Below are 20,932 nucleotides of genomic sequence, written 5' to 3' on the forward strand. Positions count from 1 at the left end.
TTTGCTACTGCTACTGCTACTGCTACTGCTACTGCTACTGCTACTGCTACTGCTACTGCCTACTTTTTAATAGGTCTTAATAATCCTTCTTGTGCTACAGAGGCAATTAATTTACCGTCTCTTGTAAAAATATTTCCTTTAGACAAACCTTTAGCCCCAAAAGCATTTGGAGATTCTACGGAATACAACATCCAATCATCAAAATCGAAATCTCTAAAAAACCACATAGAATGATCTAAACTTGCGGTTTGAGTATTTCCAAAATTGTAGTTGCTTGCATTCGGGTTAAAAGCTGCATTTAATATGTTATAATCAGAAATATAGGCAAGAATTTCTTGTTTTGTTCTAAAATTCATTTCTTGCTTTTCACCTTTTAAACGAAACCAAACCTGTTCTGTTGGTGGTAAATTTTCTGGTTGTAGTGGGTTTGGTATTCTTACCGGCTTAAATTCTATGGGTCTTTCTATGCTTAAAAAGTATTTCATAGATTTTGGTAAAAAATCACCAAATTTCTCTAACATATCATCCCAACTCAATAATTTTTCAGGTTGCTTTATAGCCACATCAAACGTTGCTTGATGCTCAAAACCATCTTCTTTTTTATGAAATGAAGCTGCTAAAATAAAAATAGTTTTTTCATTTTGGCTAGCAGTAACTCTTCTTGTAGAAAAACTACCTCCATTTCTTACTTCTGCTACATGGTAATTAATAGGAATCGTTAAATCTCCGGCTTCTAAAAAATAAGAGTGTAAAGAGTGCAAAAAACGATCTTCTGGTATGGTTTTATAAGCAGCATTTACTGCTTGTGCTATTACTTGTCCGCCAAAAACATTAGGACTTCCAATGGTAACGCTATTTCCGCGAAAATTATGATTGTCTAAATTTTCTAAATCTAAAAGTGATATTAATTCTTTAGTGTTTTTCATGCTTGGGTTCTAAAGTTTTAAAAGGAAATTTTTGTTGAAATAGAGTTGGTAGAACTCTTTGCAAAAATAACTTTAAAATTTTGTTTTTAATCGTTTTTTGATGACGAAGATACATGGTTAAATCTTGGGGTACTGCACCAACAGAACTTTTTATCTCGCTAGCAGTTCTGCCAAAATTTAAAATTTTTAGTTTTTTATTAATGGCAATTTCTATATAATCATAGAGCATTCTTTGGTAAATAGCGTATTCTCTATTTAATTGATAATCGATACCTACAAAGTGTGCGTCTAATGCTTGTTTATTAACAACTCCAGAAATAAAACCAACAATTTTATCATCTAAATAATAAGATCTTAAAATGTAAGTATCACCAAATTTTTCTTTTAAATTTTTATAAGTTTCTAAATTGAAAACGCCTAAATTAAAACCAGAATTTAACGCAACTTTTTTATAAAGAGCAGTTATTTTTGGTAAAATATCATCTATGTTTTCTAAAGTAACTTCTTTAATTTCTATTTTAGAGCTCTGCTTAAAAGCTTTTTTTGCTTTTACTCTAAACTTCGTTTTCATGGCAGCCAAATAATCATCAAAATTTTGCCAATTTTCATGTAATTGAAGCTTCATATTGGGTTCAACAGAAAATGGATGGTAACCAAAATCTTTTAAAATATTAGTAATAAACAAAGATTCGTTTGCAAAATCTTTTACAAGAAATGCATCAATCTGTTTTTTTAGCTTTTTATCAGCATTCACAAAGTAATTGATGCTTTCTGCCAATTCTTTTATAATGGCTTTTTTATCTTGATTTTCCTTTATAAAAACGCCATGTTCTCCGCTAACAAAAGTGTTTCCACAAACAAATAATTTTAAAGGTTTTTTATCAGGAAATACATGTAGTTTTCTTCCAATATTTTTTAAAGTTTCAAAATCGTTTTTAATAGAATTTAATTCAAAATTAATTATTTTCAAACTTGCAAAAGCAGTAGGTTGATTCTCTTTATCAACCAAAATAATATAAATAAAAGTTATTTCTGGGTGATTTTTTTCTAATGATGCTAAAAATTCTGGGTGAAAATAAATATTTTCGGTACAACCTAAAGCCTTCCAAGTTTTGGAAGGAATTTCATCTATAGAAGAGAAAAATTTTGCGGTATTTTTGGTAGTACTGCAAATCAAATTAATTCATATGGTATTTTAAATTTCTATGCAAAGTTCCGTTTTCTTTGGTAATAATAGGTCTTTTTATAAGTCAAATTTTATTGCTTCTAATTTCAATAGCTTTTATGTATTATTAGTGTCTGCAGTTTTTTTATAAAAAAAAAGGTCTTTATAAGCCTAACTTTTATTTTCTATAATTAATAGCTTTAGAAAAGAATGTTCTAATTAATTCTTTTTGTGGCGAGTAATCAGTCGTAATAAGGGTATGGCTTCTTACGTATTGTTGTCTAAATTTTATACGAGTCTAAAATGGAGTATCATTTATTATTGGTGTAATTTTTTAATAGATAATTGTTATTGGCAGTAACATTAATAAAAACAGTGTGTCTAGTCTTATTTTATTAAAAAGGTATTTCTTTTTGATTTTTAAAATTGATGAAACTCTAAAATTAGACGATACTTAGATTTGTTCGTTTAGTATATAACGTTAAAATAAAAAGAACTTCATTAAATTTTAACTCAACAATTAACCAATTATAACATTTCTTTAACATTCTTGATTCTAAACTATTTAATGTTCTGAGCGTCTTAGAACTATATTTGCCAAATACCATTTTTTTAAAAGCATAAAATTTAAAGTACAACTAACTAATTATGAGAAAGATTATTCTAGCTATTCTAGGAGTTTTAACAATTGTAGGTGCTATCTTATTAGGTAATTACCTTATTGATAAAAACCAAAAACCAAAGCCAATATTTAAAAGACAGCTAAAAACAGTTTTTGTAGAAAATGTAAATAATAAAAATATTCCTATTATTTTAACTGCAAGCGGAAACTTAATTGCAAAGAATAAAATAGAAATCTACTCTGAAGTTTCTGGAGTTTTAAAATCTGCTAATAAATTATTTAAGGCGGGTACAAATTATAACCGTGGCGAAACTTTATTAAGTATTAATAGTGATGAGTTTTACGCTAGTTTACAATCTCAAAAAAGCAGTTTAAACAACTTAATTACTGCTATTTTACCAGATTTACGTTTAGATTATCCGGTTGAATTTAAGAAGTGGGAAAATTATTTACAAGGTTTTGATATGAATAAATCAACACCAAAATTACCAAAATTTTCATCAGATAAAGAAAAGTACTTTATTTCTGGAAGAGGAATTTTAACGGCATATTATAATGTTAAAAACCTAGAAGTACGTTTGTCTAAACATCAAATTAGAGCTCCTTTTTCTGGTATCTTAACAGAAGCTTTAGTTAGCCCTGGAACTTTGGTTAGAGTGGGTCAGAAATTAGGAGAATTTATAGATCCTAAAATATATGAAATGGAAGTTTCTGTAAATTCAGCATATGCAGACTTATTAAAACTTGGTAATTCTGTTGACTTATCTAATTTAGAAAAAACAAAAAAATACACAGGAAAAGTGGTTCGTGTTAACGGAAAAGTAGACCAAGTAACACAAACTATAAAAGCATATGTAGATGTAATACATACCGATTTAAAAGAAGGTATGTTTTTAGAAGCAGACTTAGTTGCCAAATCTGAAACAGATGCTATTGAAATTTCTAGAAAATTATTAGTAGATAACCAATCTGTTTATACAGTTAAAAATGACAGTATTTTAACGTTAACTAATATTCAACCAGTTTATTTTGGCAGTGAAAAAGTGGTGATTAAAGGGTTGGAAAATAATCAAAAAATATTAACACAAATACTGCCAGGTGCTTTTGATGGTATGATTGTAAAAATTAATAAACAGTAATTAGATGAAAAAAATAATTACATATTTTATTAAATATCCTGTTGCTGTAAATGTATTTATTATTGCCTTTGTTGCTTTTGGGTTAGTGGGCGCATTAAATATGAAATCGTCTTTCTTTCCATTAACAGATTCAGAATTAATAAACATTTCTTTAACATACCCTGGTGCTTCTCCAGCAGAAATGGAAGAAGGTGTTGTGTTAAAAATTGAAGACAATTTAAAAGGAATTGTTGGTGTAGAACGTGTAACATCTGTTTCTAGAGAAAATTCTGCAACCGTAAGAATAGAAGTAGAAAAAGGTAAAAATATAGATGTTGTTTTAACCGATGTAAAAAATGCAGTAGATAGAGTTCCGTCTTTTCCTTCTGGAATGGAACCTGCCGTAATTGCAAAGGTAGAAAGTGTAAGACCTACTATTAGTTTTACGGTTAGTGGAGAAAATATTCCGCTAAAATCTTTAAAGCAATATGCTAGAAATATAGAAAATGACATTAGAGGAATTGAAGGAATATCTCAAGTTGCTATTTCTGGTTTTCCAGACGAAGAAATAGAAATTGCTGTAAAAGAAAATGATTTACGTGCTTATAATTTATCTTTTGCAGAGGTTGCACAAGCTATTCAAAATTCTAATCTTTTAATTACTGGAGGTAATATAAAAACACCTCAAGAAGATTATTTAATTAGGGCAAGCAATCGTTTTTATTATGGTATAGAATTGCAAAACTTAATTGTAAGAACAGAAACAAACGGAAATATAATTAGGTTAAAAGACATTGCAGATGTTAGAGATACGTGGTCAGAAACTCCAGACAGATTGTATTATAATGGTAACCTAGCAATCGATATTTCTATTAGTAATACTAATAACGAAGACTTACTTTCTTCTGCTGATAAGATTAAAGAGTATATCTATAAATTTAATCAAGAAAACCAAAATATTCATTTAGATATTACAGATGATAGAAGTGTTACCTTACAAGGTAGAACCAAACTTTTAATAGAAAATGGAGTCGTAGGTATTTTACTTGTTTTGTTTTTCTTAGCCTTATTTTTAAATTTACGTTTGGCAATTTGGGTGGCTTTTGGTTTGCCTATTTCCTTTTTTGGAATGTTTATTTTAGCAGCTCAATTTGATGTTACTATAAATATTTTATCCCTTTTTGGGATGATTATTGTAATTGGTATTTTGGTGGATGATGGTATTGTAATTGGAGAGAATATTTACCATCATTATTACGACTTAGGTAAATCTAAAATTCAAGCGGCAATAGACGGAACAATGGAGGTAATTCCGCCAATTGTATCTGCAATTCTAACAACTATAATAGCTTTTTCTACCTTGTTTTTTGTAGATGGTAGAATTGGTAATTTCTTTAGTGAAGTATCTACAGTGGTCCTTTTAACCTTAACGGTTTCTTTAATTGAAGCTTTAATTATATTACCAGCACATATTGCACATTCTAAAGCTTTAGATAGAAAAAGATTAGAAAGTGGTGAAATAAAAAAGAAGAATGCAATTGATGCTTTTTTTAATAAAATAAACAGATTTGCAGATGGGGGCTTAACCAAGGTAAATCAAAAACTATATGTTCCTTTCTTAAAGTTTTCATTAAAAAACAAAGTATTTGCATTTTCAATTCCTATTGCTTTATTAATTTTTAGTTTAACATCCATTGGAGGGGGAATTGTAAGAACTTCATTTTTTCCTTCTGTTGCAAGTGATAGAATTCAGGTTACTTTAAACATGCCACAAGGAACTAATGAACACATTACAGATTCTATTATTTCGGCAATAGAAGAAAAAGTTTGGATTATTAATAAAGAATACACAGAAAAACAATCTGGAGATGATGAGGTTGTACAAAACGTAATTAAAAGAGTTGGTCCAGGGAGTGCAAATGCATCTTTAAATATTAATTTATTACCAGGAGAAAAAAGAGAGTTTGCATCATCTGAAATAACAAATTCTATTCGAGAAAAAGTTGGAAAAGTATATGGTGTAGAAAGTTTAATTTTTGGTTCTGGTGGTAACTTTGGTGGAAGCCCGGTGGCTGTGTCTCTTTTAGGAAATAATATTGAAGAGCTTAAAGCAGCAAAAGCAGAATTAAAGCTAGAGTTAGAAAATAACCCACTTTTAAAAGATATTTCAGACAATGATCCTGCAGGAATAAAAGAAGTAAGCATCACCTTAAAAGACAACGCTTATGTACTAGGGTTAAATTTACAATCTGTAATGGCACAAATTCGTTATGGTTTTTTCGGTTTGCAAGCACAACGTTTTCAGCGTGGACAAGATGAAATTAAAGTTTGGGTACGTTATAATAAAGAAGATAGGTCTTCTATTAAAAACTTAGATGATATGCAAATTGTAGCTCCAAACGGAACTAGAATTTCGTTTTCTGAAATTGGAAATTATCAAATTAAAAGAGGAGACATTGCTATAAATCACTTAAACGGAAAAAGAGAAATTCAAGTTTCTGCAGATTTAAAAGATGCTAAAGAAAGTGCTACAGAAATTTTAGATGATATTAAAACACGTGTAATGCCGTTAATAATTTCTAAATATCATTCTGTATCTCCACTTTACGAAGGTCAGAATAGAGAGGCCCAAAAAACTATAGATTCCTTAGAATGGTTAAAGTGGATTATTTTAGGCTTAATTTATATTGTAATTGCGTTTACATTTCGTTCTTACAGTCAGCCTATTTTACTGCTTTTAATGATTCCTTTTAGTATGATTGGGGTTGTTTTGGGGCATTATATTCATGATTTCTCTATAAATATTTTATCTTGGTTAGGTATTATTGCTTTGGTGGGTATTATGGTAAATGATGGTTTGGTTTTAATAGGGAAGTTTAATAGCTATTTAAAAGAAGGAATGTTGTTTGATGATGCATTAATTATGGCAGGTCAATCTCGTTTTAGAGCAATTTTCTTAACTTCTTTAACCACAGTAGCTGGTTTAGCACCTTTAATGTTAGAAAAAAGTAGACAAGCACAATTTTTAATTCCAATGGCAATTTCTATTTCTTACGGAATTGCAATTGCAACTATTTTAACCTTGGTAATGTTGCCATTACTATTGTCGGTTTCTAATTCTATAAAAGTGGGAATTAAATGGTTAAAAACAGGAGAGAAAGTAAATAAAGAAGAAGTAGAAAGAGCTATTATAGAATCTAAATTCGACGAACATGAAGATCATTAGAAACACCATATTACTAGTTGGGTTTTTATATACCTTACAAGGGATTTCACAAGAAATCTTAACGAAGAAAGAAGCGCTAGAAATTACCTTAGAAAATAATTTCGGAATTAAAATAGCAAACAATAACTTAGAAGTTGCAAACAACAATAAAAGTATTTACAATACTGGTTTTTTGCCAACTGCATCTGTTTCTTCTGGGGCAAATTATAGTAATAATAATCAAACCAACACACCGCAAACGGGCGCGTCAACATCTACAACAGGTGCTGTAACTAAGTCTTATAACGCAAGTATTAGCTTAAATTATACTCTTTTTGATGGATTGGGAAGAAAATACAATTATGAGCAATTAAAAGAAACCTATAATCTAACCGAATTGCAAGCTAGAGAAACAATCGAAAATACGTATTTACAATTGTTTACGACGTATTTTCAAATTGCAAGGTTATCAGAAAATAAAACAAACTTAGATGAGGCATTGTCTATTTCTAAACAACGTTTACTGCGTGCAAAATATCAATACGAATACGGACAATCTACCAAGTTAGAGTTGTTAAACGCAGAGGTAGATGTAAATAATGATAGCATAACATTAATAAGTGCCAAACAGCAATTAAGCAATGCAAAACGTGGTTTAAACATTATTTTAGGAATTGAAAAAGCAGTAACTTATAATGTTGAAACGGAGGTTGTTTTTAATAAAATGATGAACTTAGAGGAGCTTCAGCAAAAAACAATTGCTAATAATTCTACCCTTAAACAAAATGAAAAAAACATTGCAATTAGTGAGTTTAACATAAAAGTAAATAAGGCTAATTATTTACCCTCTTTAGCTTTAAATACATCTTATGGTTGGAACCAGAATGATAATGAAAACCTTGCCAATGCCTTTCAACCAAAATCTACATCATCTAACGGTTTAAATGCTGGTTTAAGTTTATCTTGGAATTTGTTTGATGGTGGAAGTACAAAAACGAGGGTTGCAAATGCAAAAATTGCTTTAGAAAATCAGCAAATACTATTAGAGCAACAAAAAGTAACCATCAATAATAATTTAAAAAATACTTGGGAGAATTATCAGAACCAATTATTTATTCTAAAAGCACAAGAACAAAACGTGTTAACCACGCAAAATAATTTTGATAGAAGTACAGAGCGTTACAAATTAGGACAGATAACTTCTATTGAATTTAGACAAGCTCAGATTAATTTTATCAATTCTAAAACGGCATATAACAATGCTAAGTTTGATGCAAAACTGATTGAATTACAGCTTTTACAATTAAGTGGAGATATTTTAAATGTGAATTTTTAAAAAACTGATTTTGATCATATTTTAAAATCATCTTATTTTTTATTTTTGAATTCAAAATTAGATGAATATGAGCTTTTTAAATATACCACAAGTTTCTTGGGTAAATGGTACCATTATGATAGGCGTTTTTGCTGTAGTTGTTGTTGGCTTAGTTGTAGTCGTTTATTTATTAATGAGTACAGATAAAAAAGCAAAGTAATTATTACCTAATATATACAAAAGCCTGAGTTTATCTCGGGCTTTTATTGTTGCAATAAATTTCAATATCCTTTATTTATAAAAAACGTTTCACTATTTTTATAGATGAAAAATAAAGTAAAATGACAAGTAAGTTAGAAATTAATTTTGGCTATCTTTTAGAAAAAGATTTAATTTCAGAAATAGAAGAATTAGGGGTTTTTAAAACCTTTAAAGAAGATACAACCATTATAGAAGTTGGAGATTATATTAAATCGATGCCTTTACTAATTTCTGGTGCTATTAAAATTCTTAGAGAAGATGAGCATGGAGATGAGATTGTTTTATACTATTTAGAAAAAGGAGATACTTGTGCCATGACACTTTCTTGCTGTATGGGACAAACAAAAAGTAAGATTAGAGCGGTTGCAGAAACAAATGTTGAATTAATTATGTTGCCAAAAGAAAAAATGGCAGAATGGTTAGGGAAATATAAAACGTGGCAATCTTATATTTTACAAACCTATCATAACAGAATGGATGAGCTTTTAGAAGCTTTAGATACCATCGCTTTTCTAAAAATGGACGAGCGTCTTTTTAAATATCTTAAAGATAAGGCAATGGTTACCCACAATGATGTTTTAAATGTTACCCACAAACAAATTTCTGAAGATTTACATACCTCTAGAGTTGTAATTTCTAGATTGCTTAAAAAGTTAGAAAACGAAAGTAAAATTCAATTATTTAGAAATAGTATTAAAGTTTTAGAACTGTAACATTAGTTACTGTGTAATTTAAAGTGGAGTCTTATTTTTGTAATAAAAATAATGAAATATTTTACTATTTTCATCGCAATTACTTTTCTTTTCGGTTGTAAAGATTCTAAAAAACCGCCCTATTCTAAGAAGAATAACGTTTCAGAAATGCAAAACCATGCTGGTAAAAAGTTAATGGAAACAAACTGCTATGCTTGCCACAACCCAACAACAATAGAAGGTAATAGAATTGCACCACCAATGATTGCTATTAAAAGACGTTATTTAATGGGCAACAGTTCTAAAGAATCTTTTATCAATTCTTTGCAAGATTTTATTAAAAACCCAACAGTAGAAAATGCTAAAATGTATGGAGCTGTAAAACGATTTGGAGTAATGCCAAAACAGGCTTTTCCTGAAGAAACCATTAAACAAATTGCAGATTATATGTTTAAGTTTGATATTGAAAAACCAACATGGTTTGAAGAACATTATAATAAACAGCATGGCAATAGTAACGGAATGCAAAAACAGCCCCAAGGAAATAATTTAAAAAAGTTATCTTATGGAGAACAAGGTTTAAAATACGCACTTTCTACCAAGACAGTTTTAGGGGGGAATTTAATGAGTAAAATGCAAAAAGAAGGAACGCTAGCTGCATTAAAGTTTTGTAATGTAAATGCATTCCCTTTAACAGATAGTATGTCTGTGGTACACAAAGCAACCATAAAAAGAGTGTCTGATAAGCCTAGAAATCTTAAAAATAAAGCAACTGCTATAGAAAATGGATATATTACAGTGTTTAAAGAAGAGGCTAAATTAAATAAAGCGTCAGTACCAATTGTGGTAGAAGCTGCAGAAAATGTAAAAGTATATTATCCGATTAAAACAAATGGCATGTGTTTGCAATGTCATGGCCAACCAACCTTAGATATTAAAAGCACTACATTAGCACAAATAGAAAAGTTATATCCAAAAGATTTGGCAATTGGATATAGTGAAAATCAAGTGAGAGGAATCTGGAGTATTACCTTTAATAAATAAAAAAAACAAATCTTAGTATGCCTAACTTTACCGAAATTATAAATCAAGATAAACCTGTTTTAGTAGATTTTTTCGCAGAATGGTGTGGGCCTTGTAAAACCATGAGTCCAATTTTAAAAGAAGTAAAAGACGCATTAGGTGATGCTGTTTCTATTGTTAAAATAGATGTTGATAAAAACCAATCGTTAGCAGCAAAATATGAAGTTAGAGGGGTACCAACCTTCATTTTATATAAGTCTGGAAAACAAGTTTGGAGACAATCTGGTGCAGTACCTAAAAACCAGTTAATCACTATTATAAATAACAGTGGTAAGTAATTTAATAGTAGGTTGATTAGAAATAGTTTTCTAAAAAGGACATTTTTGTCAATCTGAATTTATTTCAGATGCTTATAAAGGTAGAACTTGATTAAGTTGATTTTTTGAAAAAGTTAAGTCTTTTAAACCTTTTTTAGACAGCCTCTTTTATTTAGAAATACAATCTAAACTATAAAAACCACCACAATTTTCGGTTCTCTTTTTAGAGAATTGTGTAATTAAATATGCAGTTGTAATTAAGTTTCTCAGTTCACATAAATCTATAGAAAGCTCAGAATGGTCATAGAGGCGTTTGTTGTCTTCATAAAGTACTTTTAAACGCTTTTCTGCGCGTAGCAAACGCTCATTAGAACGTACGATGCCTACATAATTACTCATAATAGTTTTTACTTCATTTCTATCATGCGTAATTAATACTTTTTCCATGTTTTTAATAACACCACTATCATTCCAAACAGGAATATCTTTTGGGGTTTTGGCTTTATTATATTTTTTAGAAATGCTTAAAAATGCATTATGAGCATATACCAGTCCTTCTAATAAAGAGTTAGATGCCAATCTATTTCCGCCATGTAAACCAGTTCTGGTAACCTCACCACAAGCGTATAATTTCTTGATAGATGTTTTTGCTTTTTTGTTCACATTTACACCGCCACAAATATAATGAGCTGCAGGTACTACAGGAATATAGTCTTTGGTTACATCAATATTTAAAGATGCACATTTTTCTGTAATATTAGGAAAATGCTCTTTAAATTTTACCATGTCTAAATTAGTACAATCTAAATATACATGCGGTTTTCCACTCTTTTTTAATTCATTATCAATGGCTCTTGCAACAATATCTCTAGAGGCTAATTCTTCTCTTTCATCATATTTATGCATAAAAAAATCACCATTGTAATCTCTTAGTTTTGCACCAAATCCTCGCACAGCTTCGGATATTAAAAAGGCAGGATATTCGCCTGGGTTGTACAACGCGGTTGGGTGAAACTGTATAAATTCCATTTCAGAAATTTCTGCCTTTGCACGGTATGCAATTCCTATTCCGTCTCCAGTTGCCACAGTTGGGTTTGTAGTAGTTTCGTAAACTTGCCCATTTCCTCCAGAAGCTAAAAGTGTAAATTTGCTTACAAAGGTTTTTACTTTATCTTCTTTAATATCTAAAACATAAGCACCATAACAAGAAATTTTGCCATTTCGCTTTGTTTTGGTCTTTTTAGTTTGATGCTCTGTAATTAAATCTATTGCGTAATGATAGGTAAGAAATTCTATGTTTGGTTGTGCATTTACTTGCGCTAATAAAGCACGTTCTATTTCTGCACCTGTAATATCTGTATGATGTAAAATTCTGTTTTGCGAATGTCCGCCTTCACGACCTAAATCATAGTTTCCATTTTCATTTTCATCAAATTCTGTTCCCCAATTTATTAACTCTTGCAGTCTATCTGGTGCATTTTCTACAACCATTCTTACCACTTCTTCATCGCACAAACCATCACCGGCAACTAAAGTATCATTTATATGTTGTTCAAAAGTATCTACAGTTTTGTTGTAAACGGTTGCAATACCACCTTGGGCATATTTTGTGTTAGATTCGCTTTGTTTGTCTTTAGTAACAATAACAACTTTAGCATCTTTGTGTTCTATGGCAACTTTTAAAGCAAAAGTTAATCCAGAAACTCCAGAACCAATTACTAAAAAATCGGTAGAGATTATGTTTTTATCAGGTAACATTTTAAGGCGTTATTTAGAAAGTTCTAGCATTCTGTTTATAGGAATTATTGCTTTTTCACATAATTCTGCTTCTACTTCTATATTTGGTAACTCGTGTTTTAAACATAAATACAATTTTTGCATTGTATTCATTTTCATATATGCACATTCACTACAAGCACATGTATTATCTTCTTTCGCCGGAGCAGGAATAATTATTTTATCAGGATTTTCTTGTAACATTTGAAACAAAATACCAGCTTCTGTAGCAACAATAAATTTCTTTTTATCACTATTTCTAACATGGTTTAAAAGGCCAGAAGTAGAACCAATATATTTAGCAACCTTAAGCATGTGCGCTTCAGATTCTGGATGCGCAATTAATTCTGCATCTGGATGTTCTTGATATAAGTCGATTAACTTTTCCATAGAAAAAGCTTCATGTACCATACAAGCTCCGTCCCAAAGTAACATTTCTCTTCCTGTTTCTTTATTTAAATAAGCACCCAAATTTCTGTCAGGAGCAAAAATAATTGGTTGGTCTAAAGGAATTGAATCGATAATTTTTCTAGCGTTAGATGAGGTACAAACGTAATCGCTTAAAGCTTTTATTTCTGCAGAGCAATTTATGTAAGTAACAACTAAGTGATCTGGATGTTTCTTTTTAAAGTCTGAGAACTGTTCTGGCGGACAAGAATCTGCCAAAGAACAACCAGCTAATAAGTCTGGTAATAAAACTTTTTTAGTCGGATTTAATATTTTTGCAGTTTCTGCCATAAAATGAACTCCTGCAAAAACAATAATGTCTGCATCTGTTTTAGCGGCTTGTTGTGCTAAAGCCAAACTATCACCTACAAAATCTGCAATTTCTTGAATCTCATCTATTTGATAGTAATGCGCTAAAATAACGGCATTCTTCTCTTTTTTTAGTTTCAAAATCTCCTCAACATAATCAATATTAGGAGTTTCAATATCTAAAAATCCTTTTTTGTTGAGGTTTTTTTTTGCACTAACTAAAGTTTTCATAAAAAGTGTTTATTATTAACTACGTTGCAAATATAAACTCTATTTTGTTGGTAGGAAAATGATTGGCGTCATTCTGTTAAATTATGGTTGTAATAAGCTAAAAAATGAACTTATCTGAAAATTTTTGGGAAAACAAGTATCAATCAAACAAAATTGGTTGGGATTTAGGAGTGGTTTCTCCACCATTAAAAATATATTTTGATCAATTAACAAATAAAGACTTAAAAATTTTAATTCCAGGAGGAGGAAATTCTTACGAAGCAGAATATCTTTTTAATAATGGTTTTACCAATGTTTATGTGGTAGATTTAGCTAAAAGTGCCCTAGAAAATATTAAAAAAAGGGTTCCAGGTTTTCCTGAATCACAATTAATTTTAGGTGATTTTTTTGATGTAAATCAAACTTTTGATTTGATTATTGAACAAACTTTTTTCTGTGCAATTCAGCCTGATTTAAGAGGAAAGTATGCAGGTAAAATGAATTATTTATTGAGAGATAAAGGGAAGTTAGTAGGGTTGCTTTTTGATGCAAAACTAAATGATGATCATCCACCTTTTGGTGGAAGTAAAACAGAATATACTACTTATTTCGATTCTCATTTTATAATGGATGTTTTTACAGCATGTTATAATTCTTACCCTAACAGACAAGAAATGGAGTTGTTTGTAAAGTTTTTGAAAAAGTAATAAGTGCTTTTTAAAAAGTGTGTTTTTTGTAAGTCTTAATCTATTTAAGATTTTCTAGAAATACTTTAAATTCATCCGTATTATAATTAGCCATTCCTTCATGTGCTAATACAATATTTTTATCAGTATCAATGATGTAAGTTGTAGGTAAGGCAGAAGATTGTAACATTGCAGGTAGGTTTCCTACAAGCGTATAAATTGGTAGGTTATAACCTTTACGTTTATCAAAATCCTTTGCCGTTTCAAAATTTTTATCAAAAGACAGCAGTATAAAAGCGATATCATTTCCCATTTCTTTATGTAATTTACTAATACTTGGCATTTCTGCAATACAAGGAGGGCACCATGTTGCCCAATAATTTAGAAATATTACTTTGTCTTTTAAATCTGCTAAAGATGTAATTTTTCCATCGGCATCCATCAACCTTACATTTAAATTAGCTTTTGCGTATTCCGTAATGGTTTCAGAATCTTTTTTATGTGTAATTTCCTTTACATTAGGGTTCATTAAGCCAGTAGCTAATACGCCTCGTTGTACAAAACCAATAACCTCTGTGTGCAAACCTGTAGCGTAAAGTGTAATAATAATGCAGACAAAAACTCCGTTCTGAATCCACGTTTTCTTGGTGTTTTTATTTTTTTTCATTTTATTTTTTTTAAGAAATTGTATCTTTTTTTTCATTTATAATATCAATTTATGTAGGATGTTTTATAATTGGTAATTATAAAATTTGACTCATTAAAATCCTTATTACAAGAAAATTAGAAAGTATAAAAATTTCTATTTAATTTTTAGATTTTTACAATGTGCAAACATAGATAAAATAAGACTTTACGCAGGTAACTCTAGTTACCAAACTTGTTAAACTAATATTAAATAATTGCCCTTCTATGTGTTCTTGTTTTATTAAATTTACCAATGCAAAATATAGCTTAGCTACTTATGTTACATAGAGAATGTAATACAATGTTTATTTTTGCAGATATTAATAAGTATAACAAGTATTTTTAATATGGAAGACATGATTTTTTATGATAGATTGCAATTTGCATTTACTATCACCTTTCACTATATATTTCCGCAGTTAACAATGGGACTTTCATTACTGATTGTCTATTATAAATGGAAATACCTCAGAAATAATAATGAAAAATATAACAATGCTGCAAAATTTCTGATGAAAATTTTTGCAATTAACTTTACAATGGGTGTTATAACTGGTATTCCAATGGAATTTCAATTTGGTACCAATTGGGCTAAATTTTCTGAATTAACTGGTGGAATTATCGGTCAGACTTTGGCAATGGAAGGGATGTTCTCTTTCTTTTTAGAATCCTCTTTCTTAGCGCTCTTTATTTTTGGTGAAAAATTAATGGGACAAAAACTTCATTTCTTAACCGGTTTTTTGGTGTTTTTAGGTTCTTGGGCAAGTGGTTGGTTTATTTTAGCTACCAATGCTTGGATGCAACATCCGGTAGGTTATGAAATTTTACAGAATGGTAAGTTTGTGTTAGAAAACTTCTCTGCACTGTTTAGTAATCCTTGGTTATTACCTGCTTTTTTACACAATCAAATGGCGTCTGTGGTAACTTCTTCTTTTGTGGTTGCAAGTATTGGTGCTTTTTATATTTTAAGAAAAAAACAAGTAGAATACGGGAAAATATTTTTAAAAACAGGTGTAATTTTTGGTTTGATTTCTAGTGTTTTAGTGGCTTTACCTACGGGAGATTGGAACGCTAAAAATGTGGCAAAATATCAACCAGCTGCTTTTGCTGCTATGGAAGGAATTTTTGAAACAGAAGAAGCTGGAGCAGAAATTGTGTTGATTGGTCAACCAAATATGGTAGAAAAAAAGTTAGACAATAAAATTGCGGTTCCTAATATTTTAAGTTTTTTAACGCATCAAGATTGGAATAAGCAGATTCCTGGAATGGATCAATTCAAAGAAGAAGAATTACCAGATAATATTCCGGCGCTGTATTATTCATATCACATAATGGTTGGTTTAGGTACCATTTTTATTGGTATTATGGCACTAGCACTTTTCTTTTTATGGCGAAAAAAACTGTATACTTTTAAGCCAATACTTTGGTTTATTATGTTTTTAGTTCCGTTTCCGTACATCGCAAATCTTACAGGTTGGTACACGGCAGAGTTAGGGAGACAGCCGTATTTAGTATATGGATTGTTAAAAACTAGCGATGGTATTTCGCCAACCGTATCTTCTGGTAACACCTTATTTACCTTATTAGGTTTTGTTGCTTTGTATATGTTACTAGGACTATTATTTTTAGTTTTAGTTGGTAAAACGATTAACGAAGGTCCTAAACTTGAAAAACATTAAAAGATGGAAATATTTTGGTACATTATAATAGCAACGGTTTTAGGTATCTTTTTTGTTTTAGATGGATATGATTTCGGAACAGGAATTATTCATTTATTTTTTGCAAAAAAAGAGAAGGATAAAGAAGTAATTACAAAATCTGCAGGTTTATTTTGGGATTCTAATGAGGTTTGGTTAGTGGCAGCTGGAGGGATGCTTTTTATGGCTTTTCCTACTTTTTATGCTTCTGTATTTAGTGGATTTTACTTACCCTTAATCATCGTTTTATGGTTGATTATTTTTAGAGCAATTGGCCTTGAATTTAGGAGTCAGTTTAAGTATCAAATGTGGAAAGACATTTGGGATGTTTCTTTTGGAGTTTCTAGTTTATTATTAGCCTTATTTTTTGGGATTGCGCTAGGGAATATTGTGAGAGGTGTAAATTTAGGTGGCGTAGAAAACGGAGTTTCTGTGTACGAAGGGCATTATTTTTTCTTGCCATTATGGGATAGTAGTTTTAGTCCTTTAACAGAGCATCCAGGGGTTATAGATTGGTTTACGATTATTATAGGTTTAATTTCTGTTGTTACTTTAGCAATTCACGGTGCTAATTGGATAATTTTAAAAACCAATTCAACTATTAACTTAAAATTGAAAGGTGTTATTTTTAAGTTGAATATTGCTTTAACAATTCTTACCATTGTTTCTGTAGCACTTTGGCAAATTGTAAATCCAGACTCTTTAAATAATTTTGTTGATAAACCTTATTTATTGGTATTCCCTATGCTGTATTTTACAGGATTAGTTGGTTTGTTTTTTATCAAAAAAATTAAAAAAGAGGTACATGCTTTTTGGCTATCAACGTTATTAATATTAGGAGGAATTACTTCTTCTTTGGCTTCTTTATTTCCAGTTATTTTACCTTCTGTCAATAATGTTCACGAGCCACTTACCATATATAATACTTCGGCACCAGAATACGGTTTGTCTGTGGCATTTATTTGGGGAATTATCGGTATTATCTTAATTGTAATTTATGCAATTATTCAAAAAAGATTAAAGGGAGGTAAAGTTGATAAAATGGATTACGGCCATTAGTCTAAACCTACTATTATGACAGAAACATTAATTTCTTTACTGAGTATTTTATTAGGAATAATCGGAGCGATTGGTTTTGGTATGCTTTTTAAAAAATATTCATTTGGTATTGTAGGCAATACAATAGCGGGTGTTTTTGGAAGTGTATTTTTCATTAAATCATTTGGGCGATTAGGCTTTAATCCGCAATCTATAATGCAACATGGTACATTTAATACTTCATTATTTATAATGAACTGTATCGTCTCCGTTTTAGGAGGTGTTTTAGGGTTGATTATCATTAAAAAAATCTATAATAAGCTTAATAAATAACTGTTTATATAGCTTACATGATATAAGTCATCTTATCTAGTTTCAATTCATTATACATTTGTTAACCAATTGGTTAAACTAAATAGTTGATGGGCGGGACTAAAAACGAAAATACAGAAGATCAAATTTTAAATGCAGCAAAAAATGTATTTCAATCTAAAGGAATGGATGGTGCTCGCATGCAAGAAATTGCCAATGAAGCAGGCATAAACAAAGCAATGTTGCACTATTATTATAGAAGTAAACAATTACTTTTTGAAGCTGTTTTTATAAATGCTTTCTCCTTATTAGCGCCTCAAATAAATGCTATTTTAAATGACGATTCATCTATAGAAAATAAAATACGAAATTTTTCTTCGAACTATATTTCCTTTATTGAGCAGCATCCTTATTTACCTAATTTTATTATTCAAGAATTAAATAGAAATCCTGATTTTATGTTAAAAATGAAGGAAAATAATGTGTTTCCAAATCTAGAGAAATTTAAAAAACAGGTAACTATTGAAGTTAAAAATGGCACTCTTAAAAATATTAGCGCGGAGCAATTATTTATAAATATTCTAGCCTTAAATGTATTTCCTTTTATAGCCAAGCCTTTAATTAAGGGTTTAATAGCAGTTGAAGAAGACGGATTTCAGCAAATAATTGAAGATCGTAAAACTGAAGTTGCCGATTTTATCATTAATTCAATAAAAAAATAAGATGAAAAAAGTAGTATTCATTTTAATAGCAGTACTAAGTATCTCGGCATTTGCCCAAGAAAGTTTAACACTTAATGATTGTTATAATTTAGTAGAAACAAACTATCCTTTAATTAAGCAACATCAGTTATTAGAGAAGCAACATCAATTAGATACAGAAATTATTTCGAATTCGAAATTGCCACAAATTAACTTAGATGCACAAGCAACGTATCAATCTGAAGTTATTCAAATTCCGATTCCGAATGCGAATATAGATCCCTTAAATAAGGATCAATACAAAGCAACTTTATCGGTAAATCAATTGATTTATAATGGTGGGTTAACGGCAGCGAACTTAAAGGTAAAAACGGCACAATTAAAAACGAAACAGAAACAAGTGGATGCGAATATTTATCAGTTAAAAGCACAAATTAATCAATTGTATTTTTCTGTTCTATTAAGCCAAGAAATTTTCAATCTATTAGAAGCTAAAAAAAAGCAATTAGAATCGAAATTAAAGGAGGTACAATCGGGTATAAAAAACGGCGTTTTATTGCCTTCTTCGGATAGTGTTTTAGAGGCTGAAATCTTAAAAATTAAGCAACAATTTATTGAGGTAGAAAGTCAAAAATTAACTTTAATGAATACTTTATCGAGTTTAATTGGACAATCTGTAAGTACTGCTACAAAATTTGAAAAACCTTTAGTTAAAACGGAATTACAAACGGAAATATCTAGACCAGAACTAGATTTGTTTCAATTGAAAAAGGAAGAAATAAACAGTCAGGAAGCACTTATTTCTAAACAAAATTCGGTAAAATTAAATGGCTTTGCAACTGGCGGTTATGGAAATCCTGGGTTGAATATGTTGGATAACTCTTTTCAGACATATTATATAGTGGGTGTTAAATTACATTGGAATGTGTTTGATTGGAATACCAATAAAAAACAACAAGAAACAGTGGCAATTAACAAAGATATCATAGAAAATGAAACTGAAATATTTAAACTAAACACCAATATAGAACTTAACAAACAACAACAAGAAATTGAAAAGATTTCAGCTTTTATAAATTCGGATGAAGAGATTATCAATCTTCGTAAGAAAGTATTGAAAACATTAGATTCTCAACTTAAAAATGGTGTCATCACATCTTCGGTTTATATTACAGAATTCACCAATTTATTTGAAGCAGAAAACACCTTGTTAAGACATAAAATACAAATACAATTAGCAAAAGCGAATTATAATACTATAAAAGGAAAGTAAATATTTTCTGCAGATAACGCAGATGTGCGCAGAGAAAAAACAAAATAAAAATCTGTGGTAATCTGCGAGATCTGCGGGAGAGAAGTAAAAAAAATATTCCCGCAGATTGCGCTGATAAGCGCAGAGAAAATAAAATCAGTGGGAGAAAAAACATACAAAATGAAAAACAATAATTACATATTAACATTAAGCATAATTGCTTCAACTCTATTTTCCTGTGGAAACAACAACGATAAAGCAGATGGTTATGGAAATTTTGAAGCTACAGAAATAACTATTTCGGCAGAAAATAACGGAAAATTAATGCAGTTTTCTATAGAAGAAGGCGATCAATTAGAAAAAGACCAATTTGTTGGTTTTATAGATACAGTGCAATTAGCTTTAAAACAAGAACAATTAATCGTTTCAAAGTCTGTAATTAGTTCTAAGTCTAAAGGTGTTTTATCACAGATTTCTGTGTTAAATTCAAAATTAAAAACTGCCAGAATTAATAAAACTAGAGTAGAAAATTTAATTAAAGACAATGCAGGTACACAAAAACAATTAGATGATGTTTCTGGTGAAATTGATGTTATTAAAAGTAAGATTAGAAGTGTAGAAATACAGAATTCGCCTGTTGTAAATGAACTTAAAAGTATTGATGTTCAATTAAAACAAGTTGAAGATCAAATTGAGAAAAGTAAAATAATAAACCCTGTAAACGGAACCGTTTTAACCAAGTATGCAGAACCAAATGAAATTACTGCTTTTGGAAAACCTTTGTATAAAATTGCAGATTTAAGTACTATGGAACTACGTGTTTATATTAGTGAAACACAATTGGCAAACATTAAAATCGGACAAAAAGTTACGGTTAAAATTGATGCTACGGAAGATATGAAATCTTTTGAAGGTACCGTTAGTTGGATTGCTTCTGAAGCAGAATTTACGCCTAAAATTATTCAAACTAAAGAAGAACGTGTTGCTTTGGTGTATGCTGCAAAAATTAATGTGATTAATGATGGAAGCTTAAAAATAGGGATGCCTGCAGAAATGTGGATTAATTCAGTTAGCAGTTTTCAGTAGCAGTTGGCAGTTAAAAATTTACGAATTTGAGATAATAGTTTAGTTGTTAACAAAATACCTCTGTGAAACTCATTTTACCCTGTGAAG

The 20,932-nt window shown here is 30.0% G+C and carries 19 protein-coding genes; 14 read left to right on the top strand and 5 right to left on the bottom strand.

All coding sequences use genetic code 11. The features are described 5' to 3' along the window. Positions 1–59: 59 nt before the first annotated feature. Positions 60–926: an acyl-CoA thioesterase II gene (locus KV700_RS12350; RefSeq protein WP_166383498.1), complete on the bottom strand. Its 867-nt coding sequence runs from the start codon at positions 924–926 to the stop codon at positions 60–62. After that, the gene (locus KV700_RS12355) at positions 913–2,103 is read right to left on the bottom strand and encodes a peptidogalycan biosysnthesis protein (protein ID WP_218598057.1); all 1,191 of its coding nucleotides are present in this window, start codon (positions 2,101–2,103) and stop codon (positions 913–915) included. The genes KV700_RS12350 and KV700_RS12355 overlap by 14 nt, the downstream gene beginning before the upstream one ends. A 636-nt stretch (positions 2,104–2,739) precedes the next feature. Here KV700_RS12355 and KV700_RS12360 point away from each other — a divergent pair. The 7 genes from KV700_RS12360 to trxA all read left to right on the top strand — a co-directional run bounded on the left by KV700_RS12360 (position 2,740) and on the right by trxA (position 10,665). Next, on the top strand, positions 2,740–3,852 hold the full coding sequence (locus KV700_RS12360) for an efflux RND transporter periplasmic adaptor subunit (RefSeq protein ID WP_166383494.1): 1,113 nt from the start codon (positions 2,740–2,742) through the stop codon (positions 3,850–3,852). Between the two features lie 4 nt (positions 3,853–3,856). Beyond that, entirely contained in the window at positions 3,857–7,057 is a 3,201-nt protein-coding gene (locus KV700_RS12365) for an efflux RND transporter permease subunit (RefSeq protein ID WP_166383492.1), read from the top strand. Then, positions 7,044–8,372 carry a TolC family protein gene (locus tag KV700_RS12370; protein ID WP_218598058.1) on the top strand — a complete coding sequence of 443 codons (1,329 nt, stop codon included), beginning with the start codon at positions 7,044–7,046 and terminating at the stop codon, positions 8,370–8,372. The genes KV700_RS12365 and KV700_RS12370 overlap by 14 nt, the downstream gene beginning before the upstream one ends. Before the next feature lie 67 nt (positions 8,373–8,439). Continuing rightward, positions 8,440–8,571 (top strand): hypothetical protein, encoded by a 132-nt coding sequence (locus KV700_RS17365; protein WP_262887954.1) that lies wholly within the window; start codon positions 8,440–8,442, stop codon positions 8,569–8,571. Positions 8,572–8,692: 121 nt separating this feature from the next. After that, a complete protein-coding gene (locus KV700_RS12375; RefSeq protein WP_166383488.1) occupies positions 8,693–9,325 on the top strand; it encodes a Crp/Fnr family transcriptional regulator in 633 nt (210 codons plus the stop codon). Between the two features lie 51 nt (positions 9,326–9,376). Next, entirely contained in the window at positions 9,377–10,348 is a 972-nt protein-coding gene (locus KV700_RS12380) for a DUF3365 domain-containing protein (protein WP_218598059.1), read from the top strand. Positions 10,349–10,365: 17 nt separating this feature from the next. Then, on the top strand, positions 10,366–10,665 hold the full coding sequence (trxA, locus tag KV700_RS12385) for a thioredoxin (RefSeq protein WP_218598060.1): 300 nt from the start codon (positions 10,366–10,368) through the stop codon (positions 10,663–10,665). A gap of 147 nt (positions 10,666–10,812) precedes the next feature. Here the strand turns inward: trxA and nadB are convergent, their stop codons facing one another. Together nadB and nadA are read right to left on the bottom strand one after the other, a co-directional pair. After that, positions 10,813–12,402, bottom strand: a complete 1,590-nt coding sequence (nadB, locus tag KV700_RS12390) for an L-aspartate oxidase (RefSeq protein ID WP_254712913.1) — start codon at positions 12,400–12,402, stop codon at positions 10,813–10,815. A 9-nt stretch (positions 12,403–12,411) separates the two neighbouring features. Next, positions 12,412–13,407 (bottom strand): quinolinate synthase NadA, encoded by a 996-nt coding sequence (gene nadA / locus KV700_RS12395; protein WP_218598061.1) that lies wholly within the window; start codon positions 13,405–13,407, stop codon positions 12,412–12,414. 104 nt (positions 13,408–13,511) lie between these two features. On the opposite strand from nadA, the gene KV700_RS12400 reads away from it, so the two are divergent. Next, on the top strand, positions 13,512–14,093 hold the full coding sequence (locus tag KV700_RS12400) for a methyltransferase domain-containing protein (protein WP_166383480.1): 582 nt from the start codon (positions 13,512–13,514) through the stop codon (positions 14,091–14,093). A gap of 40 nt (positions 14,094–14,133) precedes the next feature. On the opposite strand, the gene KV700_RS12405 is transcribed toward KV700_RS12400, so the two are convergent. Further along, entirely contained in the window at positions 14,134–14,739 is a 606-nt protein-coding gene (locus KV700_RS12405) for a TlpA disulfide reductase family protein (RefSeq protein WP_166383478.1), read from the bottom strand. Between the two features lie 367 nt (positions 14,740–15,106). On the opposite strand from KV700_RS12405, the gene KV700_RS12410 reads away from it, so the two are divergent. The 6 genes from KV700_RS12410 (at position 15,107) to KV700_RS12435 (ending at position 20,845) form a co-directional block, all read left to right on the top strand. Continuing rightward, a complete protein-coding gene (locus tag KV700_RS12410) occupies positions 15,107–16,438 on the top strand; it encodes a cytochrome ubiquinol oxidase subunit I (protein WP_218599853.1) in 1,332 nt (443 codons plus the stop codon). A 3-nt stretch (positions 16,439–16,441) separates the two neighbouring features. After that, positions 16,442–17,515 (top strand): cytochrome d ubiquinol oxidase subunit II, encoded by a 1,074-nt coding sequence (cydB, locus tag KV700_RS12415; RefSeq protein WP_218598062.1) that lies wholly within the window; start codon positions 16,442–16,444, stop codon positions 17,513–17,515. A gap of 15 nt (positions 17,516–17,530) precedes the next feature. Continuing rightward, a complete protein-coding gene (locus KV700_RS12420) occupies positions 17,531–17,827 on the top strand; it encodes a hypothetical protein (protein ID WP_218598063.1) in 297 nt (98 codons plus the stop codon). An 89-nt stretch (positions 17,828–17,916) separates the two neighbouring features. Continuing rightward, a complete protein-coding gene (locus tag KV700_RS12425; RefSeq protein ID WP_218598064.1) occupies positions 17,917–18,528 on the top strand; it encodes a TetR/AcrR family transcriptional regulator in 612 nt (203 codons plus the stop codon). Between the two features lies 1 nt (position 18,529). Next, positions 18,530–19,780: a TolC family protein gene (locus tag KV700_RS12430; protein ID WP_218598065.1), complete on the top strand. Its 1,251-nt coding sequence runs from the start codon at positions 18,530–18,532 to the stop codon at positions 19,778–19,780. A 159-nt stretch (positions 19,781–19,939) separates the two neighbouring features. After that, positions 19,940–20,845, top strand: coding sequence for an HlyD family secretion protein (locus KV700_RS12435; protein ID WP_218598066.1), 906 nt, complete (start codon positions 19,940–19,942; stop codon positions 20,843–20,845). The last annotated feature ends 87 nt before the right edge of the window (positions 20,846–20,932 follow it).

The sequence above is a fragment of the Polaribacter sp. NJDZ03 genome (assembly GCF_019263805.1).
Taxonomy (GTDB): Bacteria; Bacteroidota; Bacteroidia; order Flavobacteriales; family Flavobacteriaceae; genus Polaribacter.

What these genes read in the sequence shown, in the direction of transcription:
- KV700_RS12350 (WP_166383498.1), bottom strand. Translation starts at nt 926, where the DNA reads ATGAAAAACACTAAAGAATTAATATCACTTTTAGATTTAGAAAATTTA.
- KV700_RS12360 (WP_166383494.1), top strand. Translation starts at nt 2,740, where the DNA reads ATGAGAAAGATTATTCTAGCTATTCTAGGAGTTTTAACAATTGTAGGT.
- KV700_RS12365 (WP_166383492.1), top strand. Translation starts at nt 3,857, where the DNA reads ATGAAAAAAATAATTACATATTTTATTAAATATCCTGTTGCTGTAAAT.
- KV700_RS12370 (WP_218598058.1), top strand. Translation starts at nt 7,044, where the DNA reads ATGAAGATCATTAGAAACACCATATTACTAGTTGGGTTTTTATATACC.
- KV700_RS17365 (WP_262887954.1), top strand. Translation starts at nt 8,440, where the DNA reads ATGAGCTTTTTAAATATACCACAAGTTTCTTGGGTAAATGGTACCATT.
- KV700_RS12375 (WP_166383488.1), top strand. Translation starts at nt 8,693, where the DNA reads ATGACAAGTAAGTTAGAAATTAATTTTGGCTATCTTTTAGAAAAAGAT.
- KV700_RS12380 (WP_218598059.1), top strand. Translation starts at nt 9,377, where the DNA reads ATGAAATATTTTACTATTTTCATCGCAATTACTTTTCTTTTCGGTTGT.
- trxA (WP_218598060.1), top strand. Translation starts at nt 10,366, where the DNA reads ATGCCTAACTTTACCGAAATTATAAATCAAGATAAACCTGTTTTAGTA.
- nadB (WP_254712913.1), bottom strand. Translation starts at nt 12,402, where the DNA reads ATGTTACCTGATAAAAACATAATCTCTACCGATTTTTTAGTAATTGGT.
- nadA (WP_218598061.1), bottom strand. Translation starts at nt 13,407, where the DNA reads ATGAAAACTTTAGTTAGTGCAAAAAAAAACCTCAACAAAAAAGGATTT.
- KV700_RS12400 (WP_166383480.1), top strand. Translation starts at nt 13,512, where the DNA reads ATGAACTTATCTGAAAATTTTTGGGAAAACAAGTATCAATCAAACAAA.
- KV700_RS12405 (WP_166383478.1), bottom strand. Translation starts at nt 14,739, where the DNA reads ATGAAAAAAAATAAAAACACCAAGAAAACGTGGATTCAGAACGGAGTT.
- KV700_RS12410 (WP_218599853.1), top strand. Translation starts at nt 15,107, where the DNA reads ATGGAAGACATGATTTTTTATGATAGATTGCAATTTGCATTTACTATC.
- cydB (WP_218598062.1), top strand. Translation starts at nt 16,442, where the DNA reads ATGGAAATATTTTGGTACATTATAATAGCAACGGTTTTAGGTATCTTT.
- KV700_RS12420 (WP_218598063.1), top strand. Translation starts at nt 17,531, where the DNA reads ATGACAGAAACATTAATTTCTTTACTGAGTATTTTATTAGGAATAATC.
- KV700_RS12425 (WP_218598064.1), top strand. Translation starts at nt 17,917, where the DNA reads ATGGGCGGGACTAAAAACGAAAATACAGAAGATCAAATTTTAAATGCA.
- KV700_RS12430 (WP_218598065.1), top strand. Translation starts at nt 18,530, where the DNA reads ATGAAAAAAGTAGTATTCATTTTAATAGCAGTACTAAGTATCTCGGCA.
- KV700_RS12435 (WP_218598066.1), top strand. Translation starts at nt 19,940, where the DNA reads ATGAAAAACAATAATTACATATTAACATTAAGCATAATTGCTTCAACT.